Here is a 17232-nt window from a genome sequence, read left to right on the forward strand (position 1 = left end):
AAGGAATTAAATCAGTACTCCGGGGGAGGGAATTATGGCCAGAAAATCGCTCAAATTATCTTTGGTCTTGGTCATGCTGTTGGCAACCGCTGTGTTGCCATTGCCAGTGCTGGCCATTGATCCGGCCATAATTGTGACCGGGGGAACGGCCCTGCTGGGGACTGGGCTTGGCGGACTCTCCTACAAATTTGGTCAATGGCTATACGGCCCGGACAACGGCAGTGATGATAAACCTGCTCCGGTATTGGTTGAACCGGTCTCTTTTTTTAATCCCGGTGAAGACAAGCCTTATGAAATTACTCTTAGGCTCCTTGAAAATGGCGGTGACGGAGGCGGTGGTGAAGGCGGAGAAGCGCACGTTAATCATAAACCTGACTCGGATTCGAGTCTCATCCCGACAGATCCTGCAAGTCCGAAAAAGCCTGGAAAACCTGTCGATGGGGTAAAAGGTGCTCAGGAAAAATGGGTGGTTGTCAGAGTTGAGAAAGGGGCTGCCAGTCGTGAGTTGCAGTCACTGATTGATCAGTCTCTGCCTGAAGCCGGAGAAGTGCTCTTTCATCCGTCTCCCAGTGCTCAGGCGACGTTAAATGGCTCACGCCACTTGGAAATGGCTACTACCCGGGCGCTGTTCAGTCAGTTGAGTGATCTGCGTCAGATTCTGGATTTCTACCGCAATGGTCAGGCTTTTCTTCTTGATAATGCCAGTCTGGATCAACGTACTGTGAAAGGCGGTAACCAAACATCTACCGGGAAGTTGCAGAGCGGTGAGAGCAGTCAGTGGCACAGCTTTGTACAAACTTATGGTTCGAAATCCCATTACTCATCACTGCCTGGTTTAGAGGGAATGAATGCCGACAGTCACGGGCTGAATGTCGGAGTATTCACTCAGGCCACTGAAAATACCCTTGTCGGCCTGATGCTGGGTAGCCGGAAAACATCAGCCAGTTTTCAGCAGAAATTGGGTTCGGGCTCCATAGAGTCTGTTCACTTTGGTCCGTTCCTGTCCTGGCAGAGGGATCAATGGCAGTTTGATGGTGCCCTGACTCTTGGTACCAAACAATACAGCAGCAAACGCACGGGTAGCGATGGTCATCGACTTCGAGCCTATCGCTCAGGCACCGACTGGAATGCCTTCGGTGCCCTGGGTTATGACATCGATATGGATAACTGGCTCGATGGTCTTACCGTCACACCTATGGTTGAGTTCCTTTATCATCATTCAGAGTCGGACAGCTTTAGAGAGAAAGGCTTGTCTGACGGAGCGCTGGCTGTGCGCGGGCAGTCTTTTGAGCAATCGATTTTACGATTGGGCAGTGACTTTGTCTTACTGAATGAAACCGGGGATACCCCCTCGGCCCTGAAGTTTTCTGCGGGCTACCAGCAGCAGACGGTGTTGAGTGGAAAGTCCAGATACACAGTTAATAATACCGGCCAGCATGCATCGTCAGAATATCGGGCTCAGGAGATTAACGACAATGGGTTGTATCTGAGTATGGGCTACAACACCACAATGTCCGGGCAATCCAGTCTGAGCATGAATTATACGGCGATTCGATCCAGTCGCAGTACCAGTGATGGCCTTCAGCTGAGCTACACACGATCTTTCTGATTGTTACCACAAAAACCGGGCTGTCTGGCTATTCTGGCCTTTAAAAGGATAACCAAACAGTAGAAATCGTGCATTGCCCGCATTTCTACACGAAAAGTGTCAAATAACCTTTGAATAGAGGTTCTGCTGCTGTTGTATCTGCTGCTTAAAATAACCATCAAACTGCATGCAGATGTTTCTGATCAGCATTTTGCCTCTGGGTTCCACCTTAATTCCCTGCTCAGTCAAAGAAAGCAAACCATCGTCAGCCATAGGTTTCAGTGCTGCCAGTGCATCAGAGAAATAGTCACTGAACTTGAGGCCATAATGCTCTTCCACCTCAGCAAAGTTCAGTTTGAAATGGCAGATCAGTTCGTTGATAACACTTTGGCGAATCTCATCATCACGATTCATAGTCAAACCACGGTAGATTGGCAGGCGGGCTTCGTTGATCGAGTTTTCATACGCTTCCATGCTGATATGGTTTTGCGCATAAACACCACCCACCTTGCTGATAGAAGAGACGCCCATGGCAATCAGATCACAGTGACTGTGTGTGGTGTAACCCTGGAAGTTCCTGTGCAGGGTGTCTGTTTCCTGAGCAACAGCCAGCTCGTCATCAGGCAGGGCAAAGTGATCCATGCCGATGAAGACATAGCCCCGCTCCACCAGCCTCTCGGTAGCCTTATGGAGAATGTCGAGCTTTTCCTCAGGAGAAGGCAGATCTGCCTCGTTGATCCTTCTCTGTGGTTTGAAACGGTGCGGCAGGTGAGCGTAGTTAAATAATGACAGTCGGTCTGGTGCCATCTTGATCACCCGGTTCACGGTATTCATAAAACCTTCGACGGTCTGATGAGGCAGGCCATAAATCAGGTCCATATGAACTGACTTGAAAGCCATGGTTCTGGCGGCATCCAGAACAGACTGAACCTGTTCTTCGGGTTGCACCCGGTTGATGGCTTTCTGAACCTTCTCGTCCAGATCCTGTACACCGATACTGATACGGTTAAAGCCCTCGTCACGCAGGCGAGACATCATGACCCAATCCACCTCGCGAGGGTCCAGCTCGATGGAAAAGTCCGAATGACTTTGACAGTTGAAGTTGAAGACGGATCTCAGCTTGTCCATCACCGCAGAAATCTGGTCCGGGCTCAGAAACGTCGGAGTGCCGCCACCAAAATGAAGCTGTTCGACTCTCTGCTCCCGGCCAAACAGACTGGCTTGCATGTCAATCTCGCGAAACAGGTAGTCAAGGTAGTCTTTTGCCTTGGAACGGTGTTTGGTGACTATCTTGTTGCAGCCACAGTAGTAGCAGACGTGGCTGCAGAAAGGTATGTGTACATAAAGCGACAGGGGTTTATTAGTCGCACTGCTTTCCCGGGCGCTGGATTCATAGTGCTCGGGTTTAAACCCCTCCTGAAACTGAACGGCAGTGGGGTAGGATGTGTATCTTGGGCCACTGAGGTCATACTTTTTGATCAGACCTGTATCCCATACGGGGGCTGTACTCATATTAACTCTCGAATTGGTTACAGCTCATCTGGCTGGGCTCTGTTGATGACTATACAGGTAAACAGCCGATTGACCGGTTCATTTATTAACAGTTTAAAGACTAAAAAGCCAAATGTATTTGACGTGTGTCAATAAGTAGGTGACGCAATTCATACCGGTTCCCATGCTTTCGCGCCTGTGGGGCTGACATGGAAAAAGTTTTCTTTAGGGCTGTGGGTTCAGGAGAAAGGCCGTTAGAAATGCTAACCGGAATGTCATTAAGAGGTCTTTGCGTGAAGGCTAAAATCAATTGATAGCAAAGTAAGGAATTTGCTTCACTGCAAACCTGAGAGTTCATACAGGCAATCGGGAACTTTTAATGTCCGTTGCCTGTCTAAAACTATAAATTATCACGGAGGATAGATTATGGCTTATGGATTAACACCAACAACAGACAGCTCCGCAACCGGGGCTGAATTTCAACCGCCGCAGAACAGCTCAGCGGGGTCCGGTAGCTATCCGGCGAAAACATCGAACGGTCGACGTCTGGTTGAGGTTGAGCCTGCATCTAATACAAGTAGTACAAGCCCAACAGGATTCGATCCGCGCCAACGTGCTTCATTGGATCAACGTACCTCTCAGTGGTTGGAAGAAGTCCAAAGCTTTACAGGCCTGAATGTACCCGATGTAAATCGGGCTGCAAGCAGCGTCGCAACCACAGCGGAATCAGAACCATCGCAGTATTGTGAATCGGAGGGCACTGGCTATTCGGCACCAACATATGTTGGTATAGGTTCATTTGTAAGAAGAGATGCTGTTTCATCTGATGAGGACGTCAGCCACCTGAAGGTGGCCCATGCATCGCCTGCAAACACTGGCAAAGTTTTTGAAAAAAACGGAAAAATTCCTGTTGAGTTTATTAAAGAAATGGCCAACTTAGTGTTAGAGAAAGAAAGATTTAAGCCTGAAGAATTATCCCAATTAAAAGAAGATCAAAATGCCCTGCCAAAATTATTGATACCCAATGATGTAGAAGACGAGCACGGCAAGAGTTACAGTATATTCATAAATTCAGAGGGTTTTGAGGTTGAGGGCGTTCCGGATCCAGAATCTTTAAAGGAGTATACACTGAAGCCAGACATTGAGCCAAAGGTAAAAACAGTTTACTCATTTATGGAGGAGACAGTGAACAGAATAGAAAGCTTCTATGGATTTGGAATCCTGGAAAGTGGTCATCCATTCAAATTCCAACTAGATGTTGATAACAGTAACCTGGGTAATGCATGCGATCCATGTATTACTATTGCACCTGACTGGAACAGTATGATTGATAATTTACATGATTATGATCTGAAATATCTTCTAGAAAATATGAATAAATGCAATTCTAAATTGCTCGACGATTGGCTAAAAATCACCCCATCATGCAGCCTTAATGATGTACGTGATAAATTGAAAATTGTTTTAAGTCCCGACTTATTGAATATGTTCTGTCAGCGGGTGTTCAAGATGATCAATCATTGAGCCACCTGCTCAAAAGGGCTGTTGCGTGCCCTATTGATTAGAACGGCTAACCAGTATGTCATCAAAAAGCTTTTGCGAGAAGGGTATAGTCCATTTACGACGAAGCAAGGATTTGCTGCGTTGAATAGTCAAAGGGGCTCCAGGTAATCGGGAACTTTTAATGTCCGTTGCCTGCCCAAAACCATAGATTATCACGGAGGATAGATTATGACTTACGGAACAACAACTAGCAGCGCTGCAACCAGAGCTGAATTTCAACCGCCGCAATACACTGCAGCGGGGTCCAATAACTGTTCGACAACAACGTCAAATGGTCGAAGTCTGGTTTGGGTTAAACCTGTATCTAATGTAAATCCAACAAGGCAAGATCCGCTCCAATCTGTTTCATGTGCTCAACGTACCTGTGAGAGTCTGGAAGTAATCCCAAATTTTACAGGCCGAAATGCAGCCGATGTAAGTCAGGGTTCAGGCAGCGCCGCAACCAGAGCGAAATCTCAACCACCGCAGAATTGTGAATCGGGAGCCAATGGCTATTCTGCACTAACTTATAGTTATCCAAGTGAATCTTCGAGTTCACCTAATAGTTTTTCAAGAGGAAACATGATGGGCCGAACTCTTGGAATTGGAGGAGAGCCCACAATCTTTCCTACAATTAATGGAATGTTTATTGAAACGAACCAGGGCTTTTATGGTGAAATGTTTATTGAAACGGAGCAGGACTTTTATAAACGTCGGCTGAACGATGATAGTAAAAATCTGACCGATTATAGAGAGCCAGGACCGGCCCAGCCACATTAGTAAAAAACGTTGCTGTAGAAAGGTAAGTGCACAAAAAGCGACAGGGGTTTATTGATCGCACTGCTTCCTCGAGCGATTCATTACTCGTTCCCACACCGGGACCCACAGAGCCTAAAAGCAAGGGAACGAGTTAACCTCATCAATTATTACAACTTTAGAGCATCCACTTCTGCGCCGAAAGCACATAATCAGTCTATGCTGGACAACAAATAACATTGGACTCAACCGGGAGAGAATATTTTGGGAGTTATTGGCCTTTGCAGTCTTGCATTGTTCAAGGTTCTTTTTGGTATTGTCACCTTCTCCGGAGTGATTACCTGGCAAGAGATTCAGTCAGGCCATATTGATACCCGAAGAAGTCCTGGCCAGCTGGCGGCTTACCTTGGCTATCTGACGCAATTGAAGCTGACTGGGAAATCGCCTGAAACTGCTGTTCTGGAGAATATTTTCAAGCTATCAAAGCAAAGGGCGCTGGAATGCAGTGATGGTCATTGTATGTTGGAAAGCCGACTGGCGTTGAATAGTTTTCCTTATTGGCTGGAAGACGACGTAGTACATCTGTTGCTGTTTATATCCGGCAAGGACTGGCAGGAAGAGTTTTTGCAGGAAGAGTCAAACCGGCTGTTAAAGAAAAATCTTGGCGAGTTACTGTCAAAGTACTCTCTGGAATGGTATATCCATGTGAATCCACCTCATAAACGAACGGTGGCGGGTCTGGCTCATGCTCATATCTTCCTCAGGAGTGTGAACTCAAAGGAGATTGCTGATCAGGTCGAGCAGATCTTGCAGTCTGGTCAATAAGGGCGGGATCTCTGGTCGTTCAGTAATGCCCGCCGTGTCCAACAGAGAGTACGGACATGACCCAACCCTGTTGCGGGCCCGGAATACTGTAGAGACCAAAGAGAATCATCATAATGCCGGCAATATTGCGGGTCATGCTGGCTTGTATGACAGACGCCAGTTGTCTTGCAAATAGTCCGGTCAGAAATACAGAGGGCAGGGTGCCCAGCCCAAAAGCGGCCATCAATAAGGCAGACTGAGTCGGGTTATTCTGACTGGCAGACCAGATCAGTGTGCTGTAAACCAATCCACAGGGAAGCCAACCCCAAAGGGCACCCAGGGCCAGAGCATTAGGTGTGCTGCGAATAGGCAGTAGTTCGCTGGCAAGCGGTTGAATGTGTTTCCAGAGGTGTTGCCCCAGCTTTTCCGTTTTCATCAGGCCTTTCCACCAACCGGTGATATAAAGACCCATGGCGATCAGCATAGCGCTGGCAATGATTCGAAGTGAAGATTGCAGGGTTTCGCTGGCATCCCCCAGGAACCAGCCTACTAATCCAAGTAGAAGGCCCGCCAGAGCATAACTGCTGATTCGGCCTGCATGATATGTCAGCATTAACCAGCTGGTTTCAGCTTTTGAGCGCCCTCTGAGGGAAAGGCTAAGGGCCGAGGTGATACCCCCACACATGCCAATGCAGTGAGTACTTCCCAGCAAGCCAAGGGTGCTTGCGGCTAGTAGAGTGGGTACTTCGGTCATGGCTATCTATCTGCTCAGGGTTGTTTATATGCTCAGGGCTTTTTATAGGCTCAGGGCTGTTTCTGATCACTCTTTTTTGGACGGACGACTGGCTTTTGGCGGGCCATCGTCAAAAAGAATACTATGGGCGGGCCCTTCCAGATCATCAAACTGGTCATTATCGACTGCCCACAGGAATATCCTGACAGCAACGGCAATCAACACTACGGCTATAGGGATAAGAATGATCAGGCTTTCCATAGGGCTCTATACCTTCACAGCAACTTGCAGATTATTCGCATTTTCACGATCACTATCCCGGCTGGCAAGTTGTTCTCCCCGGGGAGCAGGCTTTTTGTCTTTGCTCAAACGCAGTGCGTTGCCTACTACCAAAAGAGAACTCAGTGCCATGCCAATCGCAGCCATCCAGGGAGCCACCATAGCGGCCGCTGCCAGGGGCAGGGCCGTCATGTTGTAGCCAAATGCCCAGGCCAGATTCTGGCGAATGATCTTGCGGGTTCGCCTGACCAGGTCAAAGGCGTCAATCAGACGACTCAGGTCATCGGATAGAAGAACGGCATCGGCACTGGTCTTGGCCAGATCTGAAGCATTGCCCATGGCCAGAGAGATGTCTGCGCCGGCAAGAACCGGTACGTCATTAATACCATCGCCCACCATCAGAACATGTTCGCCATCAGCTTGTCGCTGACGAATAAATTGCAGTTTGTCATCCGGACTGGCCTGAGAGTGCCATTGTTCTATGGCTAATTGTCGGGAGACAGCTGCTACCACCGGCTCCTGATCACCACTGAGCAGTGTAACCCTGAAACCGGATTCTTTTAACTGAGCAATGACACGGGCCGCTTCGGGTCTGAGACTGTCTGCCACTTTAAACCAGCACAGTGGCAAGTCATTCTCGGACATCAGTAACCATTGTCCTTGCTGCTCCGGAGGTGCCGGTCTATTTGTTTGACAACAAAAATCGGGACGACCAATTTTGTAGTAATTTGCAGCCACTCTCGCTTCAATGCCCTGTCCGGTATGACTGACGACCTCTTCAGCCCTGAGGTCAGTGGCGACGGCAAAAGCTCTGGCAATCGGGTGTTCCGAATGCGCTTCAATGGCTGAAGCAATGGCGAGCAAATTATCTTCAGAATACTGGCAGCCGGCAACGGGATAAATGCCTTCCATTCTTAAACGGCCCTGGGTCAAGGTGCCGGTTTTATCAAAAACAATGTGGGTGATTTTGCCCAGACCTTCGAGTACATGACCCCGGGTAACCAGGAATCCTAATTTATGCAAATAGCCTGTTGCTGCCGTCAGAGCCGTTGGCGTTGCCAGAGAGAGTGCACAGGGGCAAGTGACGACCAGTACCGACAGGGTGATCCAGAACGCTTCTTCCGCTGCAACACCGGACCAGTAAAAGTAAACGACCGTTGCGGTCACCAGTACCGAAGCTACAAAGTAACCGGCAACACGATCTGCCAGTCGGGCAATGGCAGGTTTGTCCTGCTGGGCATGTTTTAGCAGTCGGAGAATCGCAGACATCCGGGTTTCTTCGCCCACATGAGTGATTTCAATTTCAAGGGCGTTGTCGATATTAAGGCTGCCTCCCATTACTGATTCACCTTTGCTGCGGGCTATTGGCAGATATTCGCCGGTCAGCATGGACTCATCGACACTGCTGCTTCCCTGCACTATAACGGCATCAGCCGGGATGGAATCACCGGGCAATACCCGAACATAGTCTTTGGGTTTCAGATCTTGAAGAGGGACTCGAACATACTCATCACCGTCTTTTTTCAGGCAGCTGGAGGGCAGCAGGTTGCTGAGGGCCCGGGCTGCCCGTGAGGTTGAGTGTCTTGCACGGAGTTCCAGATAGCGACCGGTCAGCAGGAAGAAAGTAAACATTGAAACCGAGTCGAAATACACTTCGCCACTGCCGTTTACCGTTGCCCAGAGGCTGGCAACATAGGCGCCACCGATGGCAATGGAGACCGGTACATCCATGCTGAGATGACGGGTACGGACATCTCGCAGAGCTGCTTTAAAGAAAGGTGCAGCAGAGTAGAGTATCACCGGAGTGGCCACCAGGGCACTGATGTATCGGATCAGATCCCGATAGGGGGCCGTCATGTCATTACTGATCGCTCCGGAGTATAGCGCGATGGCATACATCATGACCTGCATGGTGCCAATACCGGCAATGGCGAGGCGTCGTATAAATACGCGGTTCTCTTTCTTGAGCATGGCTTCCTGACGATCCGCTCGCCAGGGGTAGGCCTTGTAACCAATCTGGTGAATGGCGATCAGAATATCGCTGAGTGGAACCTGTTCATTATTCCAGCTGATCTGGGCTTCATGAGTACTCAGGTTAACAGTGACGTTTTCCACACCCTCGATCAGGCCAATATGACTCTCCAGCAGCCAGATACAGGCAGCACAGGTGATGCCTTCTATCAATAGGCTGGCCTGTCTTTCAGAATCGCCATTGCGGATCACAAAGTCCTGCTGAATGTCATCCCGGTCGTAGAGCTGGAGTTCTTCTTCCAGTCGCTGACTGAGTGCATTGGCTTGCAGACCGGGATCGGTGCGGTGCTGGTAATAGCTGTCCAGACCGCCGGCAATGATGGCTTCAGTCACCATCTTGCAGCCAGGGCAGCACATAGGCTGTTCTACATCTTCAACCATCGCCGTGTAAGGCGGAGTCCCTTCGATAGGCAGGTGACAATGGAAACAGTGGCAACTTTCAGAATGTTTACTCATCCACTCAATCCAAAATGCTTCAGGGTTCAGAGCTGGCTTTTGAGCTACCACGTGGCAGCAGCGCGCTGACAACACCGGCTTTCAGCATCAGAGGCTGATTCAGGCGCCAGCCTGTTTCGTAACCGACTTCAGGAATCAGTTCATCCAGTGTTTCCAGCTGGACATAGGTTTTCCCCTCAACCGCTTCATCAACCTGGCCCACATAGATCTGGGTGGACTGATCACCAGAGATGGAACGGTTGACCATGATGACCTTGTCCTGATCGGCGAATACCGGAGAAAGCAGGCTCAGTTTTAATTGTTTGGGCCACTCACTGATGTCGCCCTTCAGGGTGATTCGGACCTCTCCTGTCAAGTCATCAATCAGCAGGTTGGCACGAATGCCATAGTCCCTGGCGTTGTGATCACGGGTGAGGTCTTCATTGATCTGTTTACCTGTTTTGTAGTAGTCATCGACCACCACACTGTCCTGAATCTTGAACGCATAGTAGGTCCGGTAGCTGCCCCAGACAAAGGTGACGGCCAGTACTCCCAGAATTCCCCATACCCAGGGTTCCTGGTACCAGCGGGTGACGGGTTCATTCTTCACAAGGCTCATAATCGTTATTACCTGTCTTCAGATTTGCGGAGCAAGGAATCGGCTTTCGGCACTCACAGGCTCAATATCCGGCTGATCGCTGCTGATTATAAATTCAATATCGCGGCTGCCGGAATCGATAGAACCCGCAGGCAACACCAGTCGAACTACGTGTTGCGCAACTTCGCCAGCATTGACCGTAAAGCTCATATCGCCTTTGGTACTCAGATCCCCTATGTCCCTGACACTGACGGTCATGGTCAGCGGGCGCTGATCCTTGTTAGCCAGTTTGAGGATATAGGTATTTTCAATGCTGCCATCAGAAGTGGTGCGATAAAGCTGATTGCGGTCTCTGAGAATGTCCAGTTCCAGTGCCGAGCGATTGTTCAGGCTTCCTATGAACAATCCGATCATTGCTAGCAGGGCAGTGGTGTAAGCGATCAGCCTGGGACGTACGAAACGGGTTTTCTTACCTGAAAGCTCATTATCTGTGGTGTAGCGGATCAGGCCTTTTTCGTAGCCCATCTTGTCCATAATGCTGTCGCAGGCATCGATGCAGGCCGCACAGCCTATGCAGCCGATCTGCAGCCCGTTCCTGATATCAATACCGGTCGGACAGACCTGTACACAGACGCTGCAGTCAATACAGTCACCCAGTCCCTGGCTTTTGGGGTCCACACCTTTTTTGCGAGAGCCCCGGTTTTCACCACGGTTATGATCGTAGGCGACCACCAGAGTGTCCCGGTCAAACATAACACTCTGGAAGCGTGCATAAGGGCACATGTGCAGGCAGACCATCTCTCTCAGATAACCTGCATTGCCGTAGGTTGCCAGGGTAAAGAAGCCCAGCCAGAAAAGCGCCCAGGGACTTACCTCCAGGGACAATATATTCGGAACCAGTTCCCGAATCGGAGTAAAGTACCCAACAAATGTGATAGCGGTGGCAACAGAAACACTCAGCCAGATACCATGCTTTGCCAGTTTGCGCAGAACTTTTTCTGCCGACACTGGACCTTTATCCCTGCGTATTCGCTGGTTGCGTTCACCTTCTGTGATCTTCTCCGCCCACATAAATACCCAGGTGAACACACTTTGGGGGCAGGTGTAGCCACACCAGATCCGACCGGCAAACACCGTTATGGCAAACAGGCCAAAGGCGCAGATAATCAAGAGCCATGACAGCAGAATAAAGTCCTGCGGCCAGAAAGTAGCGGAAAAAATATGAAATTTACGCTCTGGCAAGTCGAACAGCACAGCCTGTCGGCCATCCAGATTTAGCCAGGCCGTGCCGAAATACAGAAGGAATAACAGCGCTCCCCCGACGAGCCTGAGATTGCGAAAGTACCCCTGGAAACTGCGAGTGTAGATTTTGTCCGGTTTTTGATACAGGTCAATCAATTCCGGTCCATTGGATTGGATTTTTTGGTCTGACTCTGGCATTTCACTTCACTGCCCTGATGGTCGATACAGGCTGTCCAGCGAACCGAATTCTCCCCTATGAATTTGAGAAGCGGTCCTTCGAACGGCATTTGTTTTTCATTGCTTATAAAAGATGCTATCGGAAACTCGGCATTATTTTACATGATAAAAAAAACCGCAGCCAGATGACTGCGGTTTTCATGACAAGGTGCCAGAAGGTAATTATACCAATCGAACTTTCTAACTCCCTATTGCGCTGAAGATTTGAGCCTTAATCCTGCGTTGCCGATCGTCGCCATAGCTAAGGCTATGACTCCTCACGCCGCCTTGTCTTAAGGCTCAAATCTCCATGCTCATCACGGGAGTTAGAAAGCACGATTGGTATTAGTCCTGCGCTTCTTCGTTGTCTTTGTTGTCTGCGTCCAGACTGAATACGTAGGTAGCGACCAGATGGACTTTTTCACTGCCCAGAATGTCTTTCCAGGCTGGCATTACACCGTTACGACCTTTGCGAATGGTGTATTCCACCTGAGCCTGGCTTGAGCCATACAGCCAGATCTCATCGGTCAGGTCGGGTGCCCCCAGCGTCTGGTTACCTTTGCCGTCGGCACCATGACACACTGCACAAGTCGTGTCATAAATCTTCTTGCCTGCAGTCATTGTGGCCGTGTCTACCTTGTCGATCAGACCTGCATTAGCACGGATGAAAGTGGCAACATCACGAACACCTTTCTCTCCAATCACCGCACCCCAGGCAGGCATCTGCCCGTTGCGGCCTTCCATGATCGTGGTGGTGATGGCGTCAGCCGTGCCACCATAGAGCCAGGCATTGTCGGTCAGGTTCGGGAAGCCAAAAGCACCGGCGGCATCACTTCCGTGACACAAGGCACAGTTGTTCAGGAAGATACGCTCACCCATCTTGACGGCTTTAGGGTTCTTAACCAGCTCTTCGATCGGAGTATCAGCGTACTGGGCAAACAGTGGCTGATAACGGCGATCATGTTTTAGCTGGTGACGTTCCAGTTCACCCGTAGAAGTCCAGCCCAGAAAGCCCTTCCAGTTTCCCAGACCCGGGTAGAGAGCCAGGTAAACAGCAGAAAAGATGAAGGTGGCGACAAACAAAGCCAGCCACCATTTAGGCATGGGATTATCCAGCTCTTCGATACCGTCGTAGGCGTGCCCGGTGGTTTCAGTCGTTGTCTCTTCGCGCTGCTGCTTCCAGGTAGTAAACAGCACATAGATTACAAATGCCAGGCAGGCCAGAGTAAGGATGACGACCCATCCACTCCAGAAACTACTCATCATTATATGGCCCCTTTGTCCTTGTCTGCGTGCTCAGTATTTGCTATGCCACTGGCGTGTTGCGTATTTATATGAGCTTCGTCATCTGCAAACGGCAATGATGCCGCTTCATTAAAGTCGCGCTTTTTATGGCCACTGTACGCCCAGAAACAAACCCCCACAAAGGCGAGCATGGCTAACACAGTGGACAGTCCTCTCAGATCATTAATATCCATGAGTGTCACCGTTTGTTCTGGAGTGCGGTGCCCAGTGACTGCAGATAAGCCACTACGGCGTCCATTTCAGAGTGACCCTTGACAGCGGCAGCTGCACCTTCAATGTCATCATCGGTGTAGGGTACGCCCAGGCTTCTCAGAACTTCCATTTTCTTGCCGGTCAGTTTGCCGTCCAGAACGTTTTCATTCAGCCATGGGTAAGATGGCATGATGGACTCGGGCACGACATCTCTGGGGTTGTTCAAGTGGGCACGGTGCCACTCGTCAGAGTAACGACCACCAACTCGGGCCAGGTCCGGGCCTGTTCGTTTAGAGCCCCACAGGAAGGGATGGTCGTAGACAGATTCGCCGGCTACAGAGTAGTGACCGTAACGCTCTACTTCAGCACGCAAGGGGCGAACCATTTGTGAGTGACAGCCTACACAGCCTTCACGAATGTAGATGTCACGACCTTCCAGTTGAAGGGCGTTGTAAGGCTTCAGGCCTGCCACCGGCTCAGTGGTGGTTTTCTGGAAGAACAGAGGCACGATCTCAACGAGGCCGCCAAAGCTGATGGCTACTACGATCAGTGCCACCATTAAACCAAGATTTTTTTCAACTAAATCATGTTTTTTCATGGTGAACTCCCCCGGTCAGGCCGTCTGTACAGGTGACGCCTGAACTTCACCTTCCTGCTGGTTTTCACTGCCCTGTCTGACAGTGCGGTATAAGTTGTAAGCCATGATCAGAACACCTGCTACGAAGAAGGCGCCACCGATTGCACGGACAACGTAGCCAAAGTGGCTGGCGGTTACAGACTCGAGGAAGCTGTAGGTCAGGGTGCCGTCGTTGTTTACAGCTCTCCACATCAGGCCCTGGGTAATGCCGTTGACCCACATAGCCACAACGTATAGAACGGTTCCGATAGTAGCCAGCCAGAAGTGAGCGTTGATCAGGCCAACACTGTACATCTGTTCACGACCATACACCTTGGGAATCAGGTGGTACAGGGAGCCGAAGGAGACCATGGCTACCCAGCCCAGTGCGCCGGAGTGGACATGACCGATCGTCCAGTCGGTGTAGTGAGACAGAGCGTTGACTGTCTTGATGGCCATCATAGGGCCTTCAAAGGTCGACATACCATAGAAGGACAGGGATACCACCAGGAAACGCAGAATTGGATCGGTGCGCAGTTTGTGCCAGGCGCCGGACAGGGTCATGATGCCGTTGATCATGCCTCCCCAGGATGGAGCCAGCAGAATCAGGGACATTACCATACCCAGGCTCTGGGCCCAGTCGGGCAGTGCGGTGTAATGCAGGTGGTGTGGGCCTGCCCAGATGTAGATGGCGATCAGTGCCCAGAAGTGCACGATAGACAGGCGGTAAGAGTATACCGGACGCTCAGCTTGTTTGGGTACGAAGTAGTACATCATTCCCAGGAAGCCAGCGGTCAGGAAGAAGCCTACTGCATTGTGTCCGTACCACCACTGAATCATGGCATCCATAGCGCCAGCGTAAGCAGAGTAAGACTTGGTCAGGGTGACGGGTACAGAGGCGCTGTTGACAATATGCAGGATCGCAACAGTAATGATAAAGGCACCGAAGAACCAGTTGGCAACATAGATGTGCCTGGCTTTACGTTTCATGATTGTGGCAAAGAAGACAATCGCGTAGCTTACCCAGACAATGGCAATCAGGATATCGATGGGCCATTCCAGTTCGGCATATTCCTTTGAAGAAGTCATGCCCATAGGCAGGGTAATAGCGGCCAGAACAATCACCAGCTGCCAACCCCAGAAAGTAAAAGACGCCAGTCCGGGCATGGCCAGTGGAGCCTGACAGGTTCTCTGAACGACATAGTAAGAGGTGGCGAAAAGGACGCAGCCTCCAAATGCAAAAATAACGGCGTTTGTGTGTAAGGGTCTCAGTCTGCCAAAACTGGTCCAGGGTAGATCGAGATTCAGTTCAGGGAATACCATCTGGGTAGCGATGAACAGTCCCATCCCCATCCCGACGACGGCCCAAACCACCGCCATGATGGCAAACTGCCTGACAACCTTATAGTTATAGGTTGGCTGTATCGTTGCAGTGCTCATGCTCCGTGTTACCTTCGGGTTCTGCTAACAATTATTACGACTTGGAGATAACCTGAGGCTTTGCAACTTTGACCGAAAATCCAGTAACACATTCCAATTTTGGTATTCACTTTGACACTGGGCGCAGTGTTTTCAGAGTCAGGCCAAGGCTATCTGGTCGCCAAAGTCTTCTGAAAAGTAAAGGTGAAACTGTTTTACTGGATTTCAGGCCAGATATTCTTTGCTACTGGCCAGCTCCCCCGGGTTTACGTAAGGCCGTGCTTCCTGCAAATTTTTTGTTAGTAAAAATGCAGTTAACGAGTTGAGTCGGAACGTTGCGCTCATGAGGGCGGCCAAAAAGCTGCGCTCGCGAGTGTTTGATATAAGACAGTTGTCAAATTCATTACCTGACAGAGATCCTCAGGCTCTGGCTGAATGACTTGGGACTGACCTATTACCTTCAGACTCCGAGTGTTTTGATCCTGATCCGATAGTCCTGATCTTGCACACTTCTGGTTATTATCCGGTCCTTATCGGTTGGCAGAGTTTTGTGATACCGCCAAACCCGTCGCAATCATACAGAAATATTACTTGGCCTGCTAATGCTTTTTGGGTATGAATGGCTGCCATGTATTGAAATCTTTTGTGATGGCCTGTTTTGTATAGAGTCTGTCAGGATCGCCATGGGGTCAGGGCTGTATCAGACGAGTAAGATGGGTCATTGCTGTCAATTTCTGCCATTGTCAGAGGATGTTCAGTTTTGTGTCAGTGTCAGCAGAAGCCAGAAGCACAAAAGTCTGCTCTGCATGAGATCTGACTATTGCTGGAAGAAACGCCAGTAGCCGCATAACAACCCAGATGGCTATTGAACTGAACTGTTCGTATTCATCAGAGTGAGTAGGTGATTGCTGTTCCAGAATGTTTATAGATAATTTGCACAGCCCTTTTATAAAGGCCTGTAAGGGAAAGCCAAACATATGTGCAAGTCCAAAATCATGATTTCTATCATCGTCCGCTTTATGAGAAAGTGAATCATTATGGATTTCCTTTGAAGTTTTCATTATCTCTGGATCAGGTCTTTTATTCTGCTTGATATGTGAGAAATAGTTCTGGTACTTATGATCATGTCTTGAAATAAAAAAATCCTCCGTCATTTCATACGGCTGCATAGCGGACCAATAGACTATTTCTAATGAGGTTCTATGTAGCCATTTTTCGAACTCTGTATTATCCAACCCAAGAGCTTGCTGTAAGCTTATTGTATCGGTTGCATAATATCCCTGGACAAAATGCTCAAGAATATCTCCGATAAATCTTTTTACATCTTCAACAGCTGTAGGGTTTTGGTAATGAAACTCATGGGATAAACGTTTTCCACGGGCATAAACAATAACAATGGCAACGATATTATCCATAAGAGCATTAAAAAATGCTAACAGGTTTCCGACTTTTGGAAAGAAATTAACATTCAAAGCATTTTCAGAGGACAGGCAGTGCAACCGCCTTTCACCACCCCTATCAGGAACAAATATTTGGCTGTCACCAAGATCTCTCAGACCGGACCAGGATAAATCTGAGCGTTCAGTGTCTTCTACCCAGTTACAAATTGATCCGGGAAAAGCTTCATTTTTGCCATATCCATAAGAAATCAGTTGCCCTAAAGTCATCCACTTTGACAGACCTGACCAGTCAACACATAAGTCTTTACTATGCTGCGATTTAATAAGGCCATCGAATGACAGTCCGTATCTTGCATACTTCCCTATATCAATAGCAGATTTTTTTAACCCTTCTTCGGACCTGTAATGAGGGTTTTTGGAATTTGTTGGATCTAATTGGCACGCATAATTAGTGCCTGTCAGAAAACCCAGCACAATTCTGACTGACATCCATTCATAGCGACTGAACTTTACTGCTACGGCAAGCAAAGGCTATTTCTTATACTCATTTGTGTGAAATATAAACAAAAACACCCTTTCCAAATC

Annotated in this window: 15 protein-coding genes; 4 read left to right on the plus strand and 11 right to left on the minus strand. The window is 49.2% G+C overall.

Translation table 11 applies throughout. From position 1 onward, the window contains the following. Positions 1-34 precede the first annotated feature (34 nt). The gene (locus tag ACOMG9_RS08335; RefSeq protein WP_448216582.1) at positions 35-1609 is read left to right on the plus strand and encodes an autotransporter outer membrane beta-barrel domain-containing protein; all 1575 of its coding nucleotides are present in this window, start codon (positions 35-37) and stop codon (positions 1607-1609) included. Between the two features lie 99 nt (positions 1610-1708). On the opposite strand, the gene hemN is transcribed toward ACOMG9_RS08335, so the two are convergent. Next, entirely contained in the window at positions 1709-3100 is a 1392-nt protein-coding gene (hemN, locus tag ACOMG9_RS08340) for an oxygen-independent coproporphyrinogen III oxidase (protein WP_448216583.1), read from the minus strand. A 405-nt stretch (positions 3101-3505) separates the two neighbouring features. On the opposite strand from hemN, the gene ACOMG9_RS08345 reads away from it, so the two are divergent. The 3 genes from ACOMG9_RS08345 (at position 3506) to ACOMG9_RS08355 (ending at position 6202) form a co-directional block, all read left to right on the plus strand. Then, a complete protein-coding gene (locus ACOMG9_RS08345; protein ID WP_494530070.1) occupies positions 3506-4603 on the plus strand; it encodes a hypothetical protein in 1098 nt (365 codons plus the stop codon). Positions 4604-4810: 207 nt separating this feature from the next. Next, positions 4811-5401 carry a hypothetical protein gene (locus ACOMG9_RS08350; RefSeq protein ID WP_448216585.1) on the plus strand — a complete coding sequence of 197 codons (591 nt, stop codon included), beginning with the start codon at positions 4811-4813 and terminating at the stop codon, positions 5399-5401. Positions 5402-5641: 240 nt separating this feature from the next. Next, a complete protein-coding gene (locus tag ACOMG9_RS08355) occupies positions 5642-6202 on the plus strand; it encodes a DUF3605 domain-containing protein (RefSeq protein WP_494530071.1) in 561 nt (186 codons plus the stop codon). A gap of 19 nt (positions 6203-6221) precedes the next feature. Here ACOMG9_RS08355 and ACOMG9_RS08360 read toward each other — a convergent pair whose 3' ends face one another. The 10 genes from ACOMG9_RS08360 to ACOMG9_RS08405 form a co-directional block, all read right to left on the minus strand. Beyond that, a complete protein-coding gene (locus ACOMG9_RS08360; RefSeq protein ID WP_448216587.1) occupies positions 6222-6935 on the minus strand; it encodes a sulfite exporter TauE/SafE family protein in 714 nt (237 codons plus the stop codon). A 66-nt stretch (positions 6936-7001) separates the two neighbouring features. Next, the gene (ccoS, locus tag ACOMG9_RS08365; protein ID WP_422133221.1) at positions 7002-7175 is read right to left on the minus strand and encodes a cbb3-type cytochrome oxidase assembly protein CcoS; all 174 of its coding nucleotides are present in this window, start codon (positions 7173-7175) and stop codon (positions 7002-7004) included. Positions 7176-7181: 6 nt separating this feature from the next. Continuing rightward, on the minus strand, positions 7182-9680 hold the full coding sequence (locus tag ACOMG9_RS08370; RefSeq protein ID WP_448216588.1) for a heavy metal translocating P-type ATPase: 2499 nt from the start codon (positions 9678-9680) through the stop codon (positions 7182-7184). Positions 9681-9699: 19 nt separating this feature from the next. Beyond that, a complete protein-coding gene (locus ACOMG9_RS08375) occupies positions 9700-10278 on the minus strand; it encodes a FixH family protein (RefSeq protein ID WP_422133223.1) in 579 nt (192 codons plus the stop codon). Positions 10279-10296: 18 nt separating this feature from the next. Next, positions 10297-11697, minus strand: a complete 1401-nt coding sequence (gene ccoG, locus ACOMG9_RS08380) for a cytochrome c oxidase accessory protein CcoG (RefSeq protein WP_448216589.1) — start codon at positions 11695-11697, stop codon at positions 10297-10299. Positions 11698-12060: 363 nt separating this feature from the next. Continuing rightward, a complete protein-coding gene (gene ccoP / locus ACOMG9_RS08385) occupies positions 12061-12981 on the minus strand; it encodes a cytochrome-c oxidase, cbb3-type subunit III (protein WP_422133225.1) in 921 nt (306 codons plus the stop codon). Continuing rightward, entirely contained in the window at positions 12981-13193 is a 213-nt protein-coding gene (locus ACOMG9_RS08390) for a cbb3-type cytochrome oxidase subunit 3 (protein WP_422133226.1), read from the minus strand. Before ACOMG9_RS08390 ends, ccoP begins: the two co-directional genes overlap by 1 nt. A gap of 5 nt (positions 13194-13198) precedes the next feature. Next, a complete protein-coding gene (gene ccoO / locus ACOMG9_RS08395) occupies positions 13199-13810 on the minus strand; it encodes a cytochrome-c oxidase, cbb3-type subunit II (protein WP_422133227.1) in 612 nt (203 codons plus the stop codon). 15 nt (positions 13811-13825) lie between these two features. Further along, entirely contained in the window at positions 13826-15268 is a 1443-nt protein-coding gene (ccoN, locus tag ACOMG9_RS08400) for a cytochrome-c oxidase, cbb3-type subunit I (RefSeq protein ID WP_448216590.1), read from the minus strand. 722 nt (positions 15269-15990) lie between these two features. Continuing rightward, complete coding sequence (locus tag ACOMG9_RS08405) at positions 15991-17175, minus strand: hypothetical protein (RefSeq protein WP_494530072.1); 1185 nt, start codon at positions 17173-17175, stop codon at positions 15991-15993. Positions 17176-17232 lie beyond the last annotated feature (57 nt).

The organism is Endozoicomonas sp. PH6C, assembly GCF_059322965.1.

What these genes read in the sequence shown, in the direction of transcription:
- ACOMG9_RS08335 (WP_448216582.1), top strand. Translation starts at nt 35, where the DNA reads ATGGCCAGAAAATCGCTCAAATTATCTTTGGTCTTGGTCATGCTGTTG.
- hemN (WP_448216583.1), bottom strand. Translation starts at nt 3,100, where the DNA reads ATGAGTACAGCCCCCGTATGGGATACAGGTCTGATCAAAAAGTATGAC.
- ACOMG9_RS08345 (WP_494530070.1), top strand. Translation starts at nt 3,506, where the DNA reads ATGGCTTATGGATTAACACCAACAACAGACAGCTCCGCAACCGGGGCT.
- ACOMG9_RS08350 (WP_448216585.1), top strand. Translation starts at nt 4,811, where the DNA reads ATGACTTACGGAACAACAACTAGCAGCGCTGCAACCAGAGCTGAATTT.
- ACOMG9_RS08360 (WP_448216587.1), bottom strand. Translation starts at nt 6,935, where the DNA reads ATGACCGAAGTACCCACTCTACTAGCCGCAAGCACCCTTGGCTTGCTG.
- ccoS (WP_422133221.1), bottom strand. Translation starts at nt 7,175, where the DNA reads ATGGAAAGCCTGATCATTCTTATCCCTATAGCCGTAGTGTTGATTGCC.
- ACOMG9_RS08370 (WP_448216588.1), bottom strand. Translation starts at nt 9,680, where the DNA reads ATGAGTAAACATTCTGAAAGTTGCCACTGTTTCCATTGTCACCTGCCT.
- ACOMG9_RS08375 (WP_422133223.1), bottom strand. Translation starts at nt 10,278, where the DNA reads ATGAGCCTTGTGAAGAATGAACCCGTCACCCGCTGGTACCAGGAACCC.
- ccoG (WP_448216589.1), bottom strand. Translation starts at nt 11,697, where the DNA reads ATGCCAGAGTCAGACCAAAAAATCCAATCCAATGGACCGGAATTGATT.
- ccoP (WP_422133225.1), bottom strand. Translation starts at nt 12,981, where the DNA reads ATGATGAGTAGTTTCTGGAGTGGATGGGTCGTCATCCTTACTCTGGCC.
- ACOMG9_RS08390 (WP_422133226.1), bottom strand. Translation starts at nt 13,193, where the DNA reads ATGGATATTAATGATCTGAGAGGACTGTCCACTGTGTTAGCCATGCTC.
- ccoO (WP_422133227.1), bottom strand. Translation starts at nt 13,810, where the DNA reads ATGAAAAAACATGATTTAGTTGAAAAAAATCTTGGTTTAATGGTGGCA.
- ccoN (WP_448216590.1), bottom strand. Translation starts at nt 15,268, where the DNA reads ATGAGCACTGCAACGATACAGCCAACCTATAACTATAAGGTTGTCAGG.